16 protein-coding genes, 6 tRNA genes and 1 pseudogene are annotated in these 17,442 nt (G+C 68.7%); 18 read left to right on the top strand and 5 right to left on the bottom strand.

What is annotated here, in order from left to right:
* Nucleotides 1-97: 97 nt before the first annotated feature.
* The 5 genes from I0Q12_RS14175 to I0Q12_RS14155 form a co-directional block, all read right to left on the bottom strand.
* Nucleotides 98-172: transfer RNA gene (locus I0Q12_RS14175), tRNA-Val, on the bottom strand.
* A 19-nt stretch (nt 173-191) separates the two neighbouring features.
* Nucleotides 192-267, bottom strand: a tRNA-Gly gene (locus I0Q12_RS14170).
* A gap of 46 nt (nt 268-313) precedes the next feature.
* Nucleotides 314-388 (bottom strand) — tRNA-Val (locus I0Q12_RS14165).
* Between the two features lies 1 nt (nt 389).
* Nucleotides 390-460, bottom strand: a tRNA-Cys gene (locus I0Q12_RS14160).
* A gap of 25 nt (nt 461-485) precedes the next feature.
* Nucleotides 486-558 (bottom strand) — tRNA-Gly (locus I0Q12_RS14155).
* Nucleotides 559-981: 423 nt separating this feature from the next.
* On the opposite strand from I0Q12_RS14155, the gene I0Q12_RS14150 reads away from it, so the two are divergent.
* From I0Q12_RS14150 to secF, 18 genes and pseudogenes are all read left to right on the top strand, one after another.
* Nucleotides 982-1,053: transfer RNA gene (locus tag I0Q12_RS14150), tRNA-Val, on the top strand.
* 329 nt (nt 1,054-1,382) lie between these two features.
* Nucleotides 1,383-1,853, top strand: coding sequence for a DUF742 domain-containing protein (locus I0Q12_RS32845; protein ID WP_248676666.1), 471 nt, complete (start codon nt 1,383-1,385; stop codon nt 1,851-1,853).
* Nucleotides 1,854-2,037: 184 nt separating this feature from the next.
* Nucleotides 2,038-4,104, top strand: a complete 2,067-nt coding sequence (gene thrS, locus I0Q12_RS14140; RefSeq protein ID WP_197252522.1) for a threonine--tRNA ligase — start codon at nt 2,038-2,040, stop codon at nt 4,102-4,104.
* The gene (locus tag I0Q12_RS14135) at nt 4,101-4,664 is read left to right on the top strand and encodes an HIT domain-containing protein (RefSeq protein WP_197252521.1); all 564 of its coding nucleotides are present in this window, start codon (nt 4,101-4,103) and stop codon (nt 4,662-4,664) included. Before thrS ends, I0Q12_RS14135 begins: the two co-directional genes overlap by 4 nt.
* 121 nt (nt 4,665-4,785) lie before the next feature.
* Complete coding sequence (gene pgsA, locus I0Q12_RS14130) at nt 4,786-5,445, top strand: phosphatidylinositol phosphate synthase (protein WP_197252520.1); 660 nt, start codon at nt 4,786-4,788, stop codon at nt 5,443-5,445.
* The gene (locus tag I0Q12_RS14125) at nt 5,442-6,344 is read left to right on the top strand and encodes a phosphatidylinositol mannoside acyltransferase (protein ID WP_197252519.1); all 903 of its coding nucleotides are present in this window, start codon (nt 5,442-5,444) and stop codon (nt 6,342-6,344) included. The genes pgsA and I0Q12_RS14125 overlap by 4 nt, the downstream gene beginning before the upstream one ends.
* Nucleotides 6,345-7,329: pseudogene (locus I0Q12_RS14120) on the top strand (glycosyltransferase family 4 protein).
* Entirely contained in the window at nt 7,326-8,345 is a 1,020-nt protein-coding gene (locus tag I0Q12_RS14115; RefSeq protein WP_197252518.1) for an NUDIX domain-containing protein, read from the top strand. Before I0Q12_RS14120 ends, I0Q12_RS14115 begins: the two are co-directional and overlap by 4 nt.
* 169 nt (nt 8,346-8,514) lie before the next feature.
* Nucleotides 8,515-9,417, top strand: coding sequence for a pyridoxal 5'-phosphate synthase lyase subunit PdxS (pdxS, locus tag I0Q12_RS14110; protein WP_197252517.1), 903 nt, complete (start codon nt 8,515-8,517; stop codon nt 9,415-9,417).
* Nucleotides 9,418-9,508: 91 nt separating this feature from the next.
* Nucleotides 9,509-10,330, top strand: a complete 822-nt coding sequence (locus tag I0Q12_RS14105; RefSeq protein WP_197252516.1) for an acyl-CoA thioesterase II — start codon at nt 9,509-9,511, stop codon at nt 10,328-10,330.
* A 53-nt stretch (nt 10,331-10,383) separates the two neighbouring features.
* Nucleotides 10,384-10,992, top strand: coding sequence for a pyridoxal 5'-phosphate synthase glutaminase subunit PdxT (gene pdxT, locus I0Q12_RS14100; protein ID WP_197252515.1), 609 nt, complete (start codon nt 10,384-10,386; stop codon nt 10,990-10,992).
* Nucleotides 10,993-11,065: 73 nt separating this feature from the next.
* Entirely contained in the window at nt 11,066-11,818 is a 753-nt protein-coding gene (locus tag I0Q12_RS14095) for a YebC/PmpR family DNA-binding transcriptional regulator (RefSeq protein WP_197252514.1), read from the top strand.
* Between the two features lie 102 nt (nt 11,819-11,920).
* Nucleotides 11,921-12,499, top strand: coding sequence for a crossover junction endodeoxyribonuclease RuvC (gene ruvC / locus I0Q12_RS14090; RefSeq protein WP_197252513.1), 579 nt, complete (start codon nt 11,921-11,923; stop codon nt 12,497-12,499).
* Entirely contained in the window at nt 12,496-13,092 is a 597-nt protein-coding gene (ruvA, locus tag I0Q12_RS14085; protein WP_197252512.1) for a Holliday junction branch migration protein RuvA, read from the top strand. Before ruvC ends, ruvA begins: the two co-directional genes overlap by 4 nt.
* Nucleotides 13,089-14,201, top strand: coding sequence for a Holliday junction branch migration DNA helicase RuvB (ruvB, locus tag I0Q12_RS14080; RefSeq protein ID WP_197252511.1), 1,113 nt, complete (start codon nt 13,089-13,091; stop codon nt 14,199-14,201). The genes ruvA and ruvB overlap by 4 nt, the downstream gene beginning before the upstream one ends.
* Before the next feature lie 114 nt (nt 14,202-14,315).
* Nucleotides 14,316-14,663 (top strand): preprotein translocase subunit YajC, encoded by a 348-nt coding sequence (gene yajC, locus I0Q12_RS14075; RefSeq protein WP_197252510.1) that lies wholly within the window; start codon nt 14,316-14,318, stop codon nt 14,661-14,663.
* A gap of 106 nt (nt 14,664-14,769) precedes the next feature.
* Complete coding sequence (gene secD / locus I0Q12_RS14070; protein ID WP_197252509.1) at nt 14,770-16,518, top strand: protein translocase subunit SecD; 1,749 nt, start codon at nt 14,770-14,772, stop codon at nt 16,516-16,518.
* Nucleotides 16,519-16,520: 2 nt separating this feature from the next.
* On the top strand, nt 16,521-17,442 hold a 922-nt coding region (gene secF, locus I0Q12_RS14065; protein WP_374068700.1), incomplete at its 3' end, for a protein translocase subunit SecF.

Below are 17,442 nucleotides of genomic sequence, written 5' to 3'. Positions count from 1 at the left end.
CGACGAACGGACACAGAACGACGAACGGACACAGAACGACGAACGGACACGGAACGAGGAAGACCCCCTTCGGATGAAGGGGGTCTTCCTCGTATTCTGGTGCGCGATACTGGGATTGAACCAGTGACCTCTTCCGTGTCAGGGAAGCGCTCTCCCGCTGAGCTAATCGCGCCGGCTCGAAACGCCGGTTGTGGAGCGGATGACGGGATTCGAACCCGCGACCCTCACCTTGGCAAGGTGATGCGCTACCAGCTGCGCTACATCCGCATTGCACGTGATTTTCGAACCGATCGACCCACGTGCAGGTCGATCGTGGTGCGCGATACTGGGATTGAACCAGTGACCTCTTCCGTGTCAGGGAAGCGCTCTCCCGCTGAGCTAATCGCGCGAGGTGGAGACGGGAATCGAACCCGTGTGCACGGCTTTGCAGGCCGTTGCCTCACCACTCGGCCACTCCACCGTAAAAGGTCGAGTCCAACCTCTCGAGCGGATGACGGGATTCGAACCCGCGACCCTCACCTTGGCAAGGTGATGCGCTACCAGCTGCGCTACATCCGCATTCGCACCGTTCGGCGTTGTGCTCTCCGTGGTGCGGTTGAGAACATTAGCCGACCATCGACGAAACACACAAATCCGCAGGTGAACGGGCATATATGACTCGGTGAACCAGTGCTCTCGCCGCATCGGTGGACCGTCCGTCGGCGGTGGGCGGGCCGGAACGGGTCGAGACGGGCCGAGGCGCCGGGCCGGGACGGACCGCGGACGGTGTGCCGGGCGCCGGTCCTCGGTGCCCGTCGCCGGCGAAGGGGACGAGCACGCACGCGCGCGCACGTGAGTGGGACCGTTTCCGGGTGTCGGCCGGGCCCGGGGCTCCCATCGGGGTCGTGTCTTCCCTTCGGAATCGCGTCTGACCTGGCGATTCGTCTTCATCCGGTAGTCGTGTTAGTGTTCCATCTCGTTCGAGCCGCTGCGAAGCGGCGCGGTCCCGTGGCTCAGTGGAAGAGCGTCCCGTTCACACCGGGGAGGTCGCTGGTTCGATCCCAGCCGGGACCACAACAATCGCCCGATCACGAGAGCACCCCGATGGGGTGCTCTTTTCGTATGCGCCCCGTCCCGTGCATGCCCTCGACGGCCGTTGTCCGGACGGGGTTCGATGGGAACGGCGGGGCTGTCGTGGCAGGTGTGACCTGCGCAACCTCACCAGATGGTGTGACTGATGGCAGGATCGATCTCACCGCAAGGAGGATGGGGCTGAGATGAGTGTCGCCGACAATCAATGGCCGGTCGTGGGGATGACGGGCGCCCGATTCGGCACTGCCGCGCGGCGGCGGAGGTACATTCCGAAACATGCCGCTACAACCGCCTCGGAGATGGATGACGACGTGTCATACATCGACGAGGATCCGGTAGCGGACGCCGCCGCCGGAAGGCATCCTGTGGACGCGGTGGGGGCAGTGCAGCCCAGGATGTCCGAGACTTTCGTGGGGGACAAGAACATGGATCAGGAAGCGCCGTCGTTCGTGCGCCCGTTCGTGCGCAGCCAGGGGCGCACCCGGGCCGAAGTGGATCTTCCGCTCGAAGCGCTGGTTTCGACATCCGCGATGGTGGCAACGTCCGAGAACACCGGGGTGATGCCGACTCTCGACGAGCACCGCATCGTGCTGGGACTCTGCTCGCAGCCACGCTCGATCATGGAGGTCGCCGCGCTCGCCGGGATTCCCCTCGGTGTCGCGCGGGTGCTCGTCGGCGATCTGGCGGCCTCGGGGGAACTCACCGTGCACCGGACGGTCGACCGGATCGGTCCCGGCGCGGAACTCCTCCGGCGGGTCCTGAGCGGACTGAACGAGCTCTGACCCCGGCCGTCGCGATCGCGATCGGTCCTCGATCCGGCACAACGGGTCGGTGACGGCGCGACCGCGCCGTGCCGATAGCGGCGGGACCGGGGCGTGCCGATAGCATGGGGAGGTTGCCGACGCGCGCCTCTGCGCGGCCGGCCACCGTCCATCGTCAGGCATCGAGCCGGAGGAGTTCACCACAGTGACCACGCCCGCATCCGCGAAACCAGCCACGCTCGTCCGGGTGCCCGCGGGAACCACTGCCGGTGCCGCCGTGCGTGACGCCGGGCTGCCCGTCAAGGGACCCGAGACGATCGTCGTCGTCCGCGACCCGGAGGGTGCCCTCCGCGACCTGGCGTGGACGCCCGAGGAGGACGTCGAGGTCGAGGCGGTCGCCGCCGACACCGAGGACGGCCGCAGCGTCATCCGGCACTCCGCCGCGCACGTGCTGGCCCAGGCCGTGCAGCAGGAGTTCCCCGAGGCCAAGCTCGGCATCGGCCCGCCCATCAAGGACGGCTTCTACTACGACTTCCAGGTCGAGCGCCCCTTCACCCCGGAGGACCTCGCGAAGCTCGAGAAGCGCATGAAGAAGATCGTCAAGGACGCGCAGCGCTTCTCCCGCCGGGTCGTCGAGAACCTCGAGGACGCCCGCGAGGAGCTGAAGAACGAGCCGTTCAAGCTCGAGCTGATCGACGACAAGTCGGGCATCGACGACCCCGAGATCATGGAGGTCGGCGGCAAAGAGCTGACCATCTACGACAACCTCAACCCGCGCACCGGCGAGCTCGTGTGGAAGGACCTGTGCCGCGGACCGCACGTCCCGACCACCAAGTTCATCCCCGCGTTCAAGCTGACCCGCAGCTCCGCCGCGTACTGGCGCGGTGACCAGGACAACGCCGGTCTGCAGCGTGTCTACGGCACCGCGTGGGAGTCCGCCGAGGCGCTGGACAAGCACCTCGAGCTCCTCGCCGAGGCCGAACGTCGGGACCACCGCAAGCTCGGCAACGAACTCGACCTGTTCTCGTTCCCCGACGAGCTCGGTTCCGGCCTGCCCGTGTTCCATCCCAAGGGCGGCATCATCCGTCAGGAGATGGAGAACTACTCGCGCCGGCGGCACGTCGAAGCCGGTTACGAGTTCGTGTACTCGCCGCACATCACCAAGGGCCACCTCTACGAGGTGTCCGGTCACCTCGACTGGTACCGCGACGGCATGTTCCCCGCGATGCACATCGACGAGGAACTGAACGAGGACGGGACCGTCCGCAAGCCGGGGCAGGACTACTACCTCAAGCCCATGAACTGCCCGATGCACGACCTGATCTTCCGGTCGCGCGGGCGTTCCTACCGCGAACTGCCGTTGCGCATGTTCGAGTTCGGTTCCGTCTACCGCTACGAGAAGTCCGGCGTCGTCCACGGACTGACCCGCGTGCGCGGCATGACGCAGGACGACGCGCACATCTTCTGCACCCCGGAGCAGATGCGCGACGAGCTCACCAGCGTCCTCAACTTCATCCTGGACCTGCTCAAGGACTACGGTCTCGACGACTACTACCTGGAGCTGTCCACGAAGAACCCGAAGAAGTTCGTCGGCAGCGACGAACTGTGGGAGACGGCCACCGAGACACTGCGTGAGGTCGCCGAAGCCTCCGGTCTGCATCTCGTGCCGGACCCGGGCGGCGCCGCGTTCTACGGTCCGAAGATCTCCGTCCAGGTCAACGACGCCCTCGGGCGCAACTGGCAGATGTCGACGATCCAGCTCGACTTCAACCTGCCCGAGCGGTTCGAACTCGAGTACACCGGCCAGGACGGCGCCAAGCACCGTCCGGTGATGATCCACCGCGCGCTGTTCGGTTCGATCGAGCGGTTCTTCGGTGTGCTCACCGAGCACTACGCGGGCGCGTTCCCGGCCTGGCTGTCGCCGGTGCAGGTCGTCGGCATCCCGGTCGCCGAGAACTTCGCCGATCACCTGCTCGACGTCGCGCAGCAGCTGAAGGCCGAAGGCATCCGCGCCGAGGTCGACCTCAGCGACGACCGCATGCAGAAGAAGATCCGCAACCACACCACCCAGAAGGTCCCGTTCATGCTGCTCGCCGGCGAGCGGGACGTCGAGGCCGGTGCGGTGAGCTTCCGCTTCCGCGACGGCACCCAGGTCAACGGCGTGCCGGTGGCCGAGGCCGTGCGCATCGTGGCCGATTGGGTCCGGCGCCGCGAGAACGCCTCCCCGACCGCCGCGCTCATCGCGCCCGAGGGCGCGGAGCTCGGGTCGTGACCGGCGACCGGGGCTGCGGCCCCGCCGAGACCGAAGCTCTCGTCGACCGGGGTGTCGGCGAAGCCGACCATCTGCAGCGGTTGTGGTCGCCGCACCGCATGTCGTACATCACCGAGTCCCCGCGGGCGGAGGACGGCCCGTACGAGCCGTTCACCGACATCCCGAAGATGACGGACGAGGAGGGACTCGTCGTCGCGCGCGGAGAGTTCGTCTACGCGGTGCTCAACCTGTACCCGTACAACCCGGGCCATCTGATGGTGGTGCCGTACCGGCGGGTGGCGAACCTCGAGGACCTGACCTTCGAGGAGAGCACCGAACTGATGGCGTTCGCGCAGCGCGCGGTGAAGGTCATCAAGCGGGTGTCGCGTCCCCACGGCTTCAATGTCGGTCTCAATCTCGGTGCGGCAGCAGGAGGTTCGCTTTCCGAGCACCTGCACCTGCACGTGGTTCCGCGGTGGGGCGGCGACGCCAACTTCATCACGGTCCTGGGAGGATCGAAGGTGATGGTGCAGTTGCTGCGCGACACGCGGGCACTGCTGGCATCCGCATGGGACGAGTGACACCGTCCACTCCTGAACACGACCCGTACGGGTTCGCCGTGCGCAGCGGACGAAGGGCGGACGGTCGTGGCAGGATCGTGTCCCGAACAGGACGAATCGAGCCGGAAACGGGGGTCGCGAGATGCTGAGCTTCTTCGGGCGGGCATCGGTGTCGAAGGTCACCGCGCCGCTCGGCAGGGCATTGATCCGCACCGGCCTGACTCCCGACGCGGTAACGCTGATCGGCACGGTCGCGACGATCGCCGCCGCCCTCACGCTGTTTCCGATGGGGCATCTGTTCTGGGGCACGATGGTCATCTGGCTGTTCGTGATGTTCGACATGCTCGACGGGGCCATGGCCCGGGCGCGCGGCGGCGGCACCCGGTTCGGCGCGGTTCTCGACGCCACCTGCGACCGGGTCGCGGACGGCGCGATCTTCGCGGGCCTGGCCTGGTGGGCGGTCTACGACGAACAGAGCCGTCCGCTGCTCGTCGCCACGCTGATCTGCCTCGTGTCGTCCCAGGTCATCTCGTATGCGAAGGCGCGGGCGGAGGCGAGCGGGCTGTCCGCCGACGGCGGCCTGATCGAGCGCCCGGACCGGTTGATCATCGTGCTCGTCGGCGCCGGCTTCACCGGTCTCGGGATCGACTGGGCCATCCACGTCGCGATGTGGCTGCTCGCGGCCGGCTCGGTGATCACCGTCTTCCAGCGGGTCATCGCCGTGCGTCGTTCGCCCGGCGCCCGGGAACTGCTGCCGATAACCCCGGCACCGGCCACCGGCACCGACGGAGAAGCCGCATGACGTCCGCCGAGCGCCTGACCGATCTCGGATACGGCGCCGGATGGCGGCTGGTGCGCGCGCTCCCTGACCGGGTCGCGCGCGTCCTGTTCGACACCGGCGCCGACATCGCCGCCCGGCGGAACGGCGGCCCGCAGCAGTTGCGCCGCAATCTCGCCCGCGTGCTCGGCGTCGCCCCGGAACACGTGCCGGACGACCTGATCCGCCGGTCGATGCGTTCCTACGCGCGGTACTGGCGCGAGGCGTTCCGGTTGCCGTCGATGGACCTCGACGCGACCGCCGCGGCCATCGACTCGTCGATCGAGGGCCGCGAGCACATCGAGGCGGCCCTGACCGCCGGGCGCGGCGCGATCCTGGCCCTGCCGCACAGCGGCAACTGGGACATGGCCGGGGTGTGGTGTGCCCGCACCTACGGGCAGTTCTCGACGGTCGCCGAGCGCTTGCGCCCGGAGTCGCTGTACCAGCGTTTCGTCGACTACCGCGAACATCTCGGGTTCGAGGTGTTCCCGCTCTCGGGTGGCGAGAGCCCGCCTTTCGTCGAATTGTCCGCACGCCTGCGTGACAATCGGATCGTGGCTCTGCTCGGGGAACGCGACCTGGCTCGCAAGGGTGTGCCGGTGACGTTCTTCGGCGAACCCACCCGGATGCCCGCCGGTCCCGCGAAGCTCGCCGTCGAGACCGGTGCCGCGCTGCTGCCGGTGCACTGCTGGTTCACCATCGACGGCTGGGGGTTCCGGGTGCACCCGGAGATCGACGTGACCGGCGGGCTGGAGGCGGCCACCCAGGCCCTCGCGGATCGGTTCGCCGCCGACATCGCCGAACACCCAGCAGACTGGCACATGCTGCAGCCGCTGTGGCTCGACGACCTGTCGGCCGAGCGGCGCGCCCGGATGGAGGCGTAGTTGAGGATCGGCATGGTCTGCCCGTATTCGTTCGACGTACCGGGCGGAGTACAGGCACACGTCGTGGATCTGGCCCAGGTGCTGATCGAACGCGGCCACAAGGTCAGCGTGCTCGCGCCGGCCTCGGAGGACACGGTGCTGCCGCCGTTCGTGGTCTCGGCCGGACGGGCCGTCGCCATCCCGTACAACGGGTCGGTGGCGCGGCTGAGCTTCGGACCGGTGTCCTACGCGCGGGTGCGGCGCTGGATCAACGACAACGACTTCGACGTCCTGCACATCCACGAACCGAACGCGCCGAGCCTGTCGATGCTGGCCCTGAAGGTGGCCGAGGGCCCGATCGTCGCGACCTTCCACACCTCCACGACGAAATCGCTGGTGCTCAGCACGTTCCAGGGTGTCCTGCAGCCGTATCTGGAGAAGATCAGCGGCCGCATCGCGGTGTCGGAACTGGCCCGCCGCTGGCAGGTGACCTCGCTCGGCGGGGATGCCGTGGAGATCCCCAACGGCGTCGACGTGCCGTTCTTCGCGCACGCCCCGCTGCTGCCCGGCTATCCCCGGGCTGGCCGGACGGTGCTGTTCCTGGGCCGCTACGACGAACCCCGCAAGGGCATGGCCGTGCTGCTCGGCGTCGGCGATGCGCAGTGCCGATGTGTACTGCGCCCCGAACCTCGGCGGCGAGAGCTTCGGGATCGTGCTGGTGGAAGCGATGGCGGCCGGGACCGCGGTCGTCGCCAGTGAACTCGACGCGTTCCGCCGGGTGCTGCGCGACGGTCGTGCGGGTGTGCTGGTGCCGGTCGGGGACTCCGACGCGCTCGCCGAGGGCATCCTCGAGGTTCTCGCCGACGACGCCCGCCGCGCCGACCTGGTCGCCGAGGGATCCTCGGTGGTCGGAACCTACGACTGGCCCGTGGTGGCCGAGCAGATCCTGCGGGTCTACGAGACGGTGACGGTCGGGGCCGGACGGGTACGGGAGGTCCGCTCGTGACACTCAGTGCGGTGACGATTCTCGTCCTCTCCGTGATCGCGGCAGTGGTCGTCGGCCTGGGACTGTGGGCGTACACGACCGCGAACCGGCTCGACCGGCTGCACGTGCGGTCGGATCTGTCGTGGCAGGCGCTCGACGCGGCGCTGGCCCGCCGGGCGGTGGTGGTGCGCAGCATCGCCGCGTCGGTCCCGGCCGCGGACGGCAAACGTCTCGCCGCCCTCGCCGATCGTGCCGAACGCGCGGACCGGGAGCACCGAGAGACCGCCGAGAACGCGCTGTCGTCCATGCTCACGACGATCGACAGCGAACGGTTGCGACCCCAGCTGGTCGCCGAGCTGGCCGACGCCGAGGCCCGCGTCATGATCGCCCGGCGCTTCCACAACGACGCGGTCCGTGACACCCTCGCGCTGCGCACCCGCCGCCCGGTGCGGTGGCTGCATCTCGGTGGTACCGCACCGCTCCCGACGTTCTTCGAGATCGCCGAACGCTCCGGCGCCTCCGCCCGGACCTCCCGCGTGCCGGACGAGACCCGCACCTCGGCGCGGGTCGTCCTCTTCGACGACGAGGGTCGGGTGCTGCTGCTGCGCGGAAACGATCCGACCACCCCGGACGTGCACTTCTGGTTCACCGTCGGCGGCGCCGTCGAGGTGGGGGAGTCGCTGCGCGAGGCGGCGGTGCGGGAGCTGAAGGAGGAAACGGGGCTGGTGACCGAACCGGATCGGCTCGCCGGTCCGATGTGGCGCCGGGTCGCGGTGTTCCCGTTCAACGGTGAGGTGATCCGCTCGGAGGAGTTGTTCTTCGCGTTGCAGGCACCGGTGTTCGTGGCCGGGGACGCGGGTTTCACCGACCTCGAGCGGGCGATGGGGCTCGAGCCCCGCTGGTTCACCGCCGACGAGATCCGCGGACTGCAGCAGCGCGGTGAACCGGTGTACCCGCAGGACTTGGCGGATCTGCTCGGGGAGGCCCGGGACGTGGCCGTGCGGCGCACCGAACCCGAGGTGCGCGCGATCCGGTGACCGGCCCCTCGGGGACGCGGTGACCGGGAGCACAAGGCCAGGTCTCCGCGACTGGCTATCGGTGGGGCGCCGGGTGCGGTCATAGGCTCCTTCTGGCCACGGAACCCGTCCAGGACCACGGTGTTTCCGGCGGCTGCCGACCGACAGACCACACGTGTAGGAGTTCGTTGTGAGCACCCCCGAATCCGCCCCCGCCACCGGCACCGCCCGCGTCAAGCGCGGCATGGCCGAGATGCTCAAGGGCGGCGTGATCATGGACGTCGTCACTCCCGAGCAGGCGAAGATCGCCGAGGACGCGGGCGCCGTCGCGGTCATGGCGCTCGAGCGGGTGCCGGCCGACATTCGTGCCCAGGGCGGCGTCTCCCGGATGAGCGACCCGGACATGATCGACGGCATCATCTCGGCCGTGTCGATCCCGGTGATGGCCAAGGCCCGCATCGGTCACTTCGTCGAGGCACAGATCCTGCAGTCCCTCGGTGTGGACTACATCGACGAGTCGGAGGTGCTGACGCCGGCCGACTACGAGAACCACATCGACAAGTTCGCCTTCACGGTGCCGTTCGTGTGTGGCGCCACGAACCTCGGGGAGGCGCTGCGCCGCATCAACGAAGGTGCGGCGATGATCCGTTCGAAGGGCGAGGCCGGTACCGGCGACGTCTCGAACGCCACCACCCACATGCGCAGGATCCGGCAGGAGATCCGCCGGCTCACGTCGCTGCCGGAGGACGAACTGTACGTCGCGGCGAAGGAACTGCAGGCCCCGTACGACCTGGTCGTCGAGGTTGCCAAGGCAGGCAAGCTGCCCGTCACGCTGTTCACCGCCGGTGGTATCGCGACTCCCGCCGATGCCGCGATGATGATGCAGCTCGGCGCCGAGGGTGTCTTCGTCGGCTCGGGCATCTTCAAGTCCGGCAACCCGGCCCAGCGCGCAGCCGCGATCGTCAAGGCCACCACCTTTTTCGACGACCCGGACGTGCTCGCGAAGGTTTCCCGCGGTCTCGGCGAGGCGATGGTCGGCATCAACGTCGACGAGATCCCGCAGCCGCACCGGCTCGCCGAGCGCGGCTGGTGATCGCCCACCCGTGAGCGCACGGTGACGGTTCCCGTCACCGTGCGGTGGGGGAGGCGATATAGCCTTGGACCGCACAGTGGAAGGGGCGGGCATGGCGAAGATCGAAGAGATCCTGGCGCTCGAACAGATCGAGAAGGACATCTTCCGGGGCATCGCGACGGAGACGTTGTTGCCGCGGACGTTCGGAGGGCAGGTCGCGGGTCAGGCGCTGGTTTCCGCGGTGCGGACCGTCGATCCCGCGTTCGAAGTGCATTCGCTGCACGGCTACTTCCTGCGGCCCGGCAACCCGACGATGCAGATCGTCTATCTCGTCGATCGCATCCGCGACGGCCGGTCGTTCTGCACCCGCCGGGTGACCGCGGTGCAGGACGGCAAGGCGATCTTCACGATGTCGGCGTCGTTCCACGTGGACGAGCGGGGAATCGAGCATCAGGACACCATGCCGCGGGTCCCGATGCCCGAGGATCTGCCCGACCCGGACCTGGTCGACGACCCGACGGTGCACTGGGCGCGGATCGAATGGGCCGAATGGGAGTTCCGGTTCGTTCCGCGGGAGCAGATGGACACCTCGAGCCGCTGGGCGTCCCAGCAGCAGGTGTGGTTCCGCTCCCGCGAGGCACTGCCGGACGACCCCGTCTTCCACGTGTGCACCCTCGCGTACATGAGCGACATGACGCTGCTGGGATCGGCCAGTGTCGCCCATCCCGACGAGAAGACGCAGGGCGCCTCGCTCGACCACGCGATGTGGTTCATGCGTCCGTTCCGCGCCGACGACTGGCTGCTCTACGACCAGACGTCCCCGTCCGCCGGGTTCGGGCGCGCGCTGACGCAGGGCCGGATCTTCGACCGGAACGGCAACATGGTCGCCGCGGTCGTGCAGGAAGGATTGACCCGCTACCTGCGCGAATCGTGAACACATCCCGCCGGGGAGACCCGGCGGCACAACGAACAGGCAGGTAGTTTTCCGTGGGTACGACACCGACCATCGGCGTGCTGGCGTTGCAGGGCGACGTCCGTGAACACCGGGCCGCACTCGACGCGGCCGGCGCGCACACGATCGCGTTGCGCCGCGCGAGCGAACTCGACAGCGTCGACGGCGTGGTGATCCCCGGCGGCGAATCGACGACGATGAGCCGCCTGCTGCAGGTGTTCGATCTGCTCGAGCCGTTGCGGGCGCGGCTGCGGGACGGACTGCCCGCATTCGGTTCGTGTGCGGGCATGATCCTGCTCGCCTCGGAGGTCCTCGATACCCGGCCCGACGCCGAGCATCTCGACGCGCTCGACATCACGGTGCGCCGCAACGCATTCGGCCGCCAGGTCGACTCGTTCGAGACGGATCTCGAGGTGCTCGGTATCGACGACGGTCCGGTGCGTGCGGTGTTCATCCGCGCACCCTGGGTCGAAAAGGTCGGTGCCGGTGTGGAAGTGCTCGCGGCGGTGCCCGACGGGCCGGCGGCGGGGCGGGTCGTCGCGGTGCGGCAGGGAGTGGTGATGGCGACGTCCTTCCACCCCGAGGTCACCGGGGACCTGCGGGTGCACCGCATGTTCGTGGACGCGGTCCGGAAAGCCCGGTAGCCCCGGAGTAGAATCTCTGTTCCGACCTGTCGGTGCATGCCGACTTCACCTCGCCGGAAGGGGCTCGAAGCGAATGAGCGGCCACTCCAAATGGGCCACCACCAAGCACAAGAAGGCGGTCATCGACGCCAAGCGCGGCAAGATGTTCGCGAAGCTGATCAAGAACATCGAGGTGGCGGCCCGCACGGGTGGTAGTGACCCCGCCGGCAACCCGACGTTGTTCGACGCGATCCAGAAGGCGAAGAAGAGCTCGGTCCCCAACGACAACATCGAACGCGCCCGCAAGCGCGGCGGTGGCGAAGAGGCCGGCGGTGCCGACTGGCAGACCATCACCTACGAGGGCTACGGCCCCAACGGTGTCGCCATCCTCATCGAGTGCCTGACCGACAACCGCAACCGCGCGGCCGGTGAGGTGCGCACCGCGATGACCCGCAACGGCGGCAACATGGCGGACCCGGGTTCGGTGTCGTACCTGTTCACCCGCAAGGGCGTCGTCGTGCTGGAGAAGAACGGCCGCACCGAGGACGAGATCCTCGAGGTCGTCCTCGAAGCCGGCGCCGAGGAGATCAACGACCTGGGCGACAGCTTCGAGATCGTCTCCGAGGCCTCCGACCTGATTCCGGTGCGGACGGCGCTGGTCGAGGCCGGAATCGACTACGACTCGGCCGACCCGGACTTCCGGGCGTCGGTCGAGGTGCCCGTCGACGCCGAGGGCGCCCGCAAGGTGTTCAAGCTGGTCGACGCGCTCGAGGACTGCGACGACGTGCAGAACGTCTACACCAATGTCGACGTCTCGGACGAGGTGCTGGCCGAGCTCGACGCCTGAGCCACGGTCTTCGTCCCGCCGGGGCTGCGTGTCGCACTGCCGACGCGCAGCCCCGACGACTATGCTCTCGAACAGATGTTCGTGGCGGTGAGAGGTGGTCGGGTGCGTGTCATGGGTGTCGATCCCGGCCTGACCCGCTGCGGACTCGGCGTGGTGGACACCGGACGCGGCCGCGAGGTCCATCCGGTGGCCGTCGGGGTCGTGCGGACCCCCACCGACCTCGATCTCGCGCAGCGTCTGCTGCGGATCTCCGAATCCGCCGAGGAGTGGATGGACCGCTACCGGCCCGACGTGGTCGCCGTGGAACGGGTGTTCTCGCAGCACAACGTGCGCACCGCGATGGGAACCGCGCAAGCGGGTGGTGTCGTGGCCCTCGCCGCGGCCCGCCGGTCGATCCCCGTCATGTTCCACACCCCGAGCGAGGTCAAGGCTGCCGTTGCCCGTCACGGCAGCGCCGACAAGAAGCAGGTGACCGCCATGATCACCCGCATCCTCGAGCTCGACTCGGCACCCAAACCGGCGGATGCCGCGGACGCGCTGGCGCTGGCGGTCGCGCACTGCTGGCGCGCACCGATGCTCGCGCGCCTCGCGGCGGCCGAGGCCATGGCGGCCGCTCAGAAACGACGATACGAAGAGCGGCTGCGTGAGCAGGCGGCCGCGCGGAAGGCAGGTGGCCAGTGATCGGGTCGGTGCGCGGCGAGGTACTGGACATCGCCCTCGACCATGTCGTCATCGAGGCCGGCGGCATCGGCTACCGGATCAACGCGACACCGGCGACCCTCGGCACGCTGCGCCGGGGCGACGAGACCCGGCTGGTCACCGCGATGATCGTGCGCGAGGACTCGATGACGCTCTACGGGTTCGCGAACACCGAGGCGCGCGAGCTGTTCGGGCTGCTGCAGACCGTGTCCGGGGTCGGCCCGCGGCTGGCGATGGCCACCCTCGCGGTTCTGGAACCCGACGCGTTGCGCGCCGCGCTCGCCGAGGGCAACACGACCGCCCTCACTCGTGTCCCGGGCATCGGCAAACGCGGCGCCGAACGCATGATCGTCGAACTGCGCGACAAGGTCGCGGCGTTCGCGGGTGCCGGCGAGACGACGACGGCGGCCTCGGCGTCGCCGATCCGCGACCAGATCGTCGAGGCGCTGGTGGGGCTCGGATTCACCGCGAAGCAGGCCGAACCGGCCACCGACACCGTGCTCGCGGAGGATCCGGGCGCGGAGGTGTCCACGGCGCTGCGTGCCGCGCTCAAGCTGCTCGGTAGGTCGCGATGACCGACGAATACCGCGAATTCGACCGCGCCCACTCCACCGACCGGGACGAACCGTCGCCGGTGACCGCGCGGCACCTGCCGTCCGACAGCGACATCGAGACGAGCCTGCGGCCGAAGAGCCTCGACGACTTCATCGGCCAGCCGCGGGTGCGGGAACAGCTGCAGCTCGTGCTGCGGGCGGCCAAGCTTCGGGGCGGAACCCCCGACCACATCCTGCTGTCGGGACCGCCCGGCCTCGGCAAGACCTCCATGGCGATGATCATCGCCGCCGAGCTCGGCACGTCGCTGCGGCTCACGTCCGGCCCGGCGCTCGAACGTGCGGGCGACCTCGCTGCGATGCTCTCCAACCTCGCGGAGGGCGACGTGCTGTTCATCGACGAGATCCACCGCATCGCCCGGCCCGCCGAGGAGATGCTGTACCTCGCGATGGAGGACTTCCGGGTCGACGTCGTCGTCGGCAAGGGACCCGGAGCCACGTCGATCCCGCTCGAGGTCGCCCCCTTCACGCTGGTCGGCGCGACCACCCGTTCCGGTTCGCTGACCGGCCCCCTGCGCGACCGCTTCGGGTTCACCGCGCACATGGACTTCTACGAACCCGCCGAACTGCAGCAGATCCTGCATCGTTCGGCCCGGCTGCTGGGCATCGACCTGCGCGAGGATGCCGGTGCCGAGATCGCCGGCCGGTCCCGCGGCACTCCCCGTATCGCGAACCGGTTGCTGCGGCGCGTCCGGGACTACGCCGACGTGCGTTCCGACGGGGTCGTCACCCGCGAGATCGCCCAGGCGGCGCTGGCGGTCTACGACGTCGATCCGATCGGCCTGGACCGGCTGGACCGCGCCGTGCTCGGAGCCCTGGTGCGCAGCTTCGGCGGGGGACCGGTCGGGGTGTCCACCCTCGCGGTCGCGGTCGGTGAGGAACCGGCCACGGTCGAGGAGGTGTGCGAACCGTTCCTGGTGCGCGCGGGGATGATCGCCCGCACGCCGCGCGGGCGGGTCGCGACGCAGGCCGCATGGCTGCAGCTCGGTCTGACACCTCCGCCCGAGGCCGCAACCGGCGGCATCGAGGTGCGTGCGCGCGAACCGCAACTCGACCTGTTCGACGGGGACTGACCGCGCGGCCCGGGTGACGGGCCCACCATCCGCTCGGCGGGTGATGGCACACTGGTCTATTGCGTCGGCACGCGGAGGCCGCTCGTCAATCGATACCGAGGACTGACTTCAACGATGGAACTGCTCTTCCCGCTCTTGATCCTTGCACTGCTGGTGCCCACGTTCCTCGGAATCCGGCGTCAGAAGAAGGAAATGCAGAAGGTCACGGAGCTGCAGGATTCGCTGCGCATCGGTGACCGGGTGGCGACGACGGCGGGCCTGCACGCGACGGTCGTGGCGCTGTCCGACACCACCGTCGATCTCGAGATCGCGCCCGGCGTCGTCACCACGTGGGCACGCATGGTGGTCCGGGAGAAGCTCGAGGACACCACCGGTACCACCGGTAACACCGATACCGGTACGGTCTCGTTCGGCAAGGACGACGACACCGATCCGCCGGCGGGTCGTCCCACCGAATACTGATCTTCATCGGGCGGCGGCACCGGAGTGGTCTCGGGTGGCGTCGCGCAGCGGTCGCTGCGACCGCCACCACCGAACCACTCACTCGTTACGAGGAGACTGACTGACCGTGGCACCTTCCAACGGATCGGTGCATCCAGCGCGTTCCCTCGCCCTGTTCGGGGCGATCCTGGTGGCGCTGTATGCACTGGTCTTCTTCACCGGGGACAAGTCGCCGACACCGAAACTCGGTATCGACCTCCAGGGCGGCACCCGCGTCACGCTCACCGCCCGCACACCGGACGGCAGCAGCCCGAGCCAGGACAGCCTCCGGCAGGCGCAGCAGATCATCGAGACCCGCGTCAACGGCCTCGGCGTGTCCGGGTCCGAGGTCGTCGTCGACGGCGACAACCTGGTCATCACGGTGCCCGGCGACGACAGCGCGCAGGCCAAGACCCTCGGCCAGACCGCGCGGCTCTACATCCGGCCGGTCCTCGGTGGCCCGATCGCCAGCGCGAACACCAGGGGGGAGAACCCCGAGGCGCAGAACCCGGAGACCCAGAACCCGACCCAGTCCCCGGCGGAGCCGGCCCCGGTCGAGCCCGCACCGGAGAATCAGGCGCCCGAGAATCCGGCACCGGAGAACCCCGAGCCGCAGGGCCGGCCGTTCCCGGCCCAGGAGCCGACCGACACGCCGGTCGCACCGGAACCCACCGCCACCCCCGCACCCGCTCCGGAGGCACCGGCCGGCGGTGAGCTCGACCCGCAGGCGCAGGCCGCCGCGGACATCGCCGCCGCGAAGGCGCTGCGGCAGAGCGAGGATCCCGCGACCCAGCAGCAGGCCGCGATGTCCCTGGACTGCTCGGTCGCCGATCCGCTCGCCGGCAACGACGATCCGGCCCTGCCGCTCGTCGCGTGCTCGACCGACGGCACCTCCGTCTACCTGCTCGGCCCCAGCATCATCGACGGTCAGCAGATCACCGACGCCACGGCCGGTTTCAACAGCCAGCAGTCCCGCTACGAGGTCAGCCTGACCTTCGACAGCGAGGGCAGCAACACGTGGGCGCAGTTCACCGCCGCGAACATCGGCCAGCAGGCCGCGTTCACGCTCGACTCGAAGGTCGTCAGCGCACCCGTCATCCAGGGCGCGACGCCCGCCGGCAGCGCCACGTCGATCACCGGCAACTTCACCAACACCCAGGCCACCGAACTCGCGAACACCCTCAAGTACGGTTCGCTGCCGCTCTCGTTCGTGGCCTCCGAAGCCGAAACCGTCTCCGCGACGCTCGGATTCGCGTCGTTGCAGGCCGGCCTGATCGCCGGTGCGGTCGGTCTCGTGCTGGTGCTGCTGTACTGCCTCGCGTACTACCGCATGCTCGGACTGCTCACCGCGCTGTCGCTGGTGCTCTCCGGCCTGGCCGTGTACGCGATCATGGTGCTGCTCGGCCGCTACATCGGCTACACGCTCGACCTGGCCGGTATCGCCGGCCTCATCATCGGTATCGGCATGACGGCCGACTCGTTTGTGGTGTTCTTCGAACGCATCAAGGACGAGATCCGCGAGGGCCGCAGCTTCCGATCCGCGGTACCGCGCGGTTGGGCGCGTGCCCGCCGGACGATCCTGTCCGGAAACGCGGTCAGCTTCATCGCCGCGGCGGTGCTGTACTTCCTCGCCGTCGGGCAGGTGCGCGGGTTCGCCTTCACTCTCGGCCTGACCACCATCCTCGACGTGGTCGTCGTGTTCCTGGTGACCTGGCCCCTGGTGCATCTGGCATCGACCTCGAAGTTCTGGTCCAAGCCGAGTGTCAACGGACTCGGCGCCATCCAGCAGGTGGCGCGTGAGCGTCAGCTCGCAGCGGCCTCGGCGAAGGAGGCGTGACGATGACCGACACGACGACGGCACCGCACCACAGTGGACTGTCCCGCCTCTACACCGGCACCGGTGGTTTCGACATCGTCGGACGCCGCAAGTTCTACTACGTGCTCACCGGCGCGATCGTGCTCGTCGCGCTGCTGAGCATGCTCATCCGAGGCTTCTCCTGGGGTATCGACTTCGAGGGCGGCACGCGAATCCAGATGCCCGCGGTCGAGGGCGTGACCACCGAACAGGTCGAGACGGTCTACAGCGACACGCTCGGCACGGAGCCGGTGGCGGTGCAGACCGTCGGTTCGGGTGCCGGCGCGACCATCCAGATCCGCTCCGAGGCGCTCGATCTCGTGCAGGTCAACGCCCTGCAGTCGGCATTGTTCGAGGAGTTCCAGCCGACCGACAGCGACGGCGTCCCCTCCCGCAACACCATCAGCGTCGCCGACGTGAGCGAGACGTGGGGCGGGCAGATCACCAAGAAGGCGCTGATCGCGCTCGTGGTGTTCCTCGTGATCGTCAGCGTCTACATCGCCGTGCGCTACGAGCGGGACATGGCGATCGCGGCGATCGCGGCGTTGTTCTTCGACATGATCGTCACCGCGGGCATCTATTCGCTGGTCGGCTTCGAGGTCTCGCCCGCGACCGTCATCGGTCTGCTCACCATCCTCGGTTTCTCGCTGTACGACTCGGTCGTCGTGTTCGACAAGGTCGAGGAGAACACCCGCGGCATCCTGCACCTGCATCGGCGCACCTATGCCGAACAGGCGAACCTGGCCGTCAACCAGACGCTGATGCGGTCGATCAACACCACGATCATCTCGGTGCTGCCGGTGATCGCGCTGATGGTGATCGCGGTGTGGCTCCTCGGCGTCGGCACGCTCAAGGACCTGGCGCTCGTGCAGCTGGTCGGCATCGTCGTCGGTGCCTACTCGTCGA

This window comes from Rhodococcus sp. CX (genome assembly GCF_015865005.1).
GTDB lineage: Bacteria > Actinomycetota > Actinomycetes > Mycobacteriales > Mycobacteriaceae > Rhodococcus.
This window is presented reverse-complemented; position numbering and strand designations above follow the sequence as displayed.

Coding starts and splice junctions, on each gene's coding strand:
- I0Q12_RS14105 (WP_197252516.1), top strand. CDS start 9,509: ATGGCGAAGATCGAAGAGATCCTGGCGCTCGAACAGATCGAGAAGGAC.
- I0Q12_RS14125 (WP_197252519.1), top strand. CDS start 5,442: ATGACGTCCGCCGAGCGCCTGACCGATCTCGGATACGGCGCCGGATGG.
- ruvB (WP_197252511.1), top strand. CDS start 13,089: ATGACCGACGAATACCGCGAATTCGACCGCGCCCACTCCACCGACCGG.
- I0Q12_RS14095 (WP_197252514.1), top strand. CDS start 11,066: ATGAGCGGCCACTCCAAATGGGCCACCACCAAGCACAAGAAGGCGGTC.
- yajC (WP_197252510.1), top strand. CDS start 14,316: ATGGAACTGCTCTTCCCGCTCTTGATCCTTGCACTGCTGGTGCCCACG.
- pgsA (WP_197252520.1), top strand. CDS start 4,786: ATGCTGAGCTTCTTCGGGCGGGCATCGGTGTCGAAGGTCACCGCGCCG.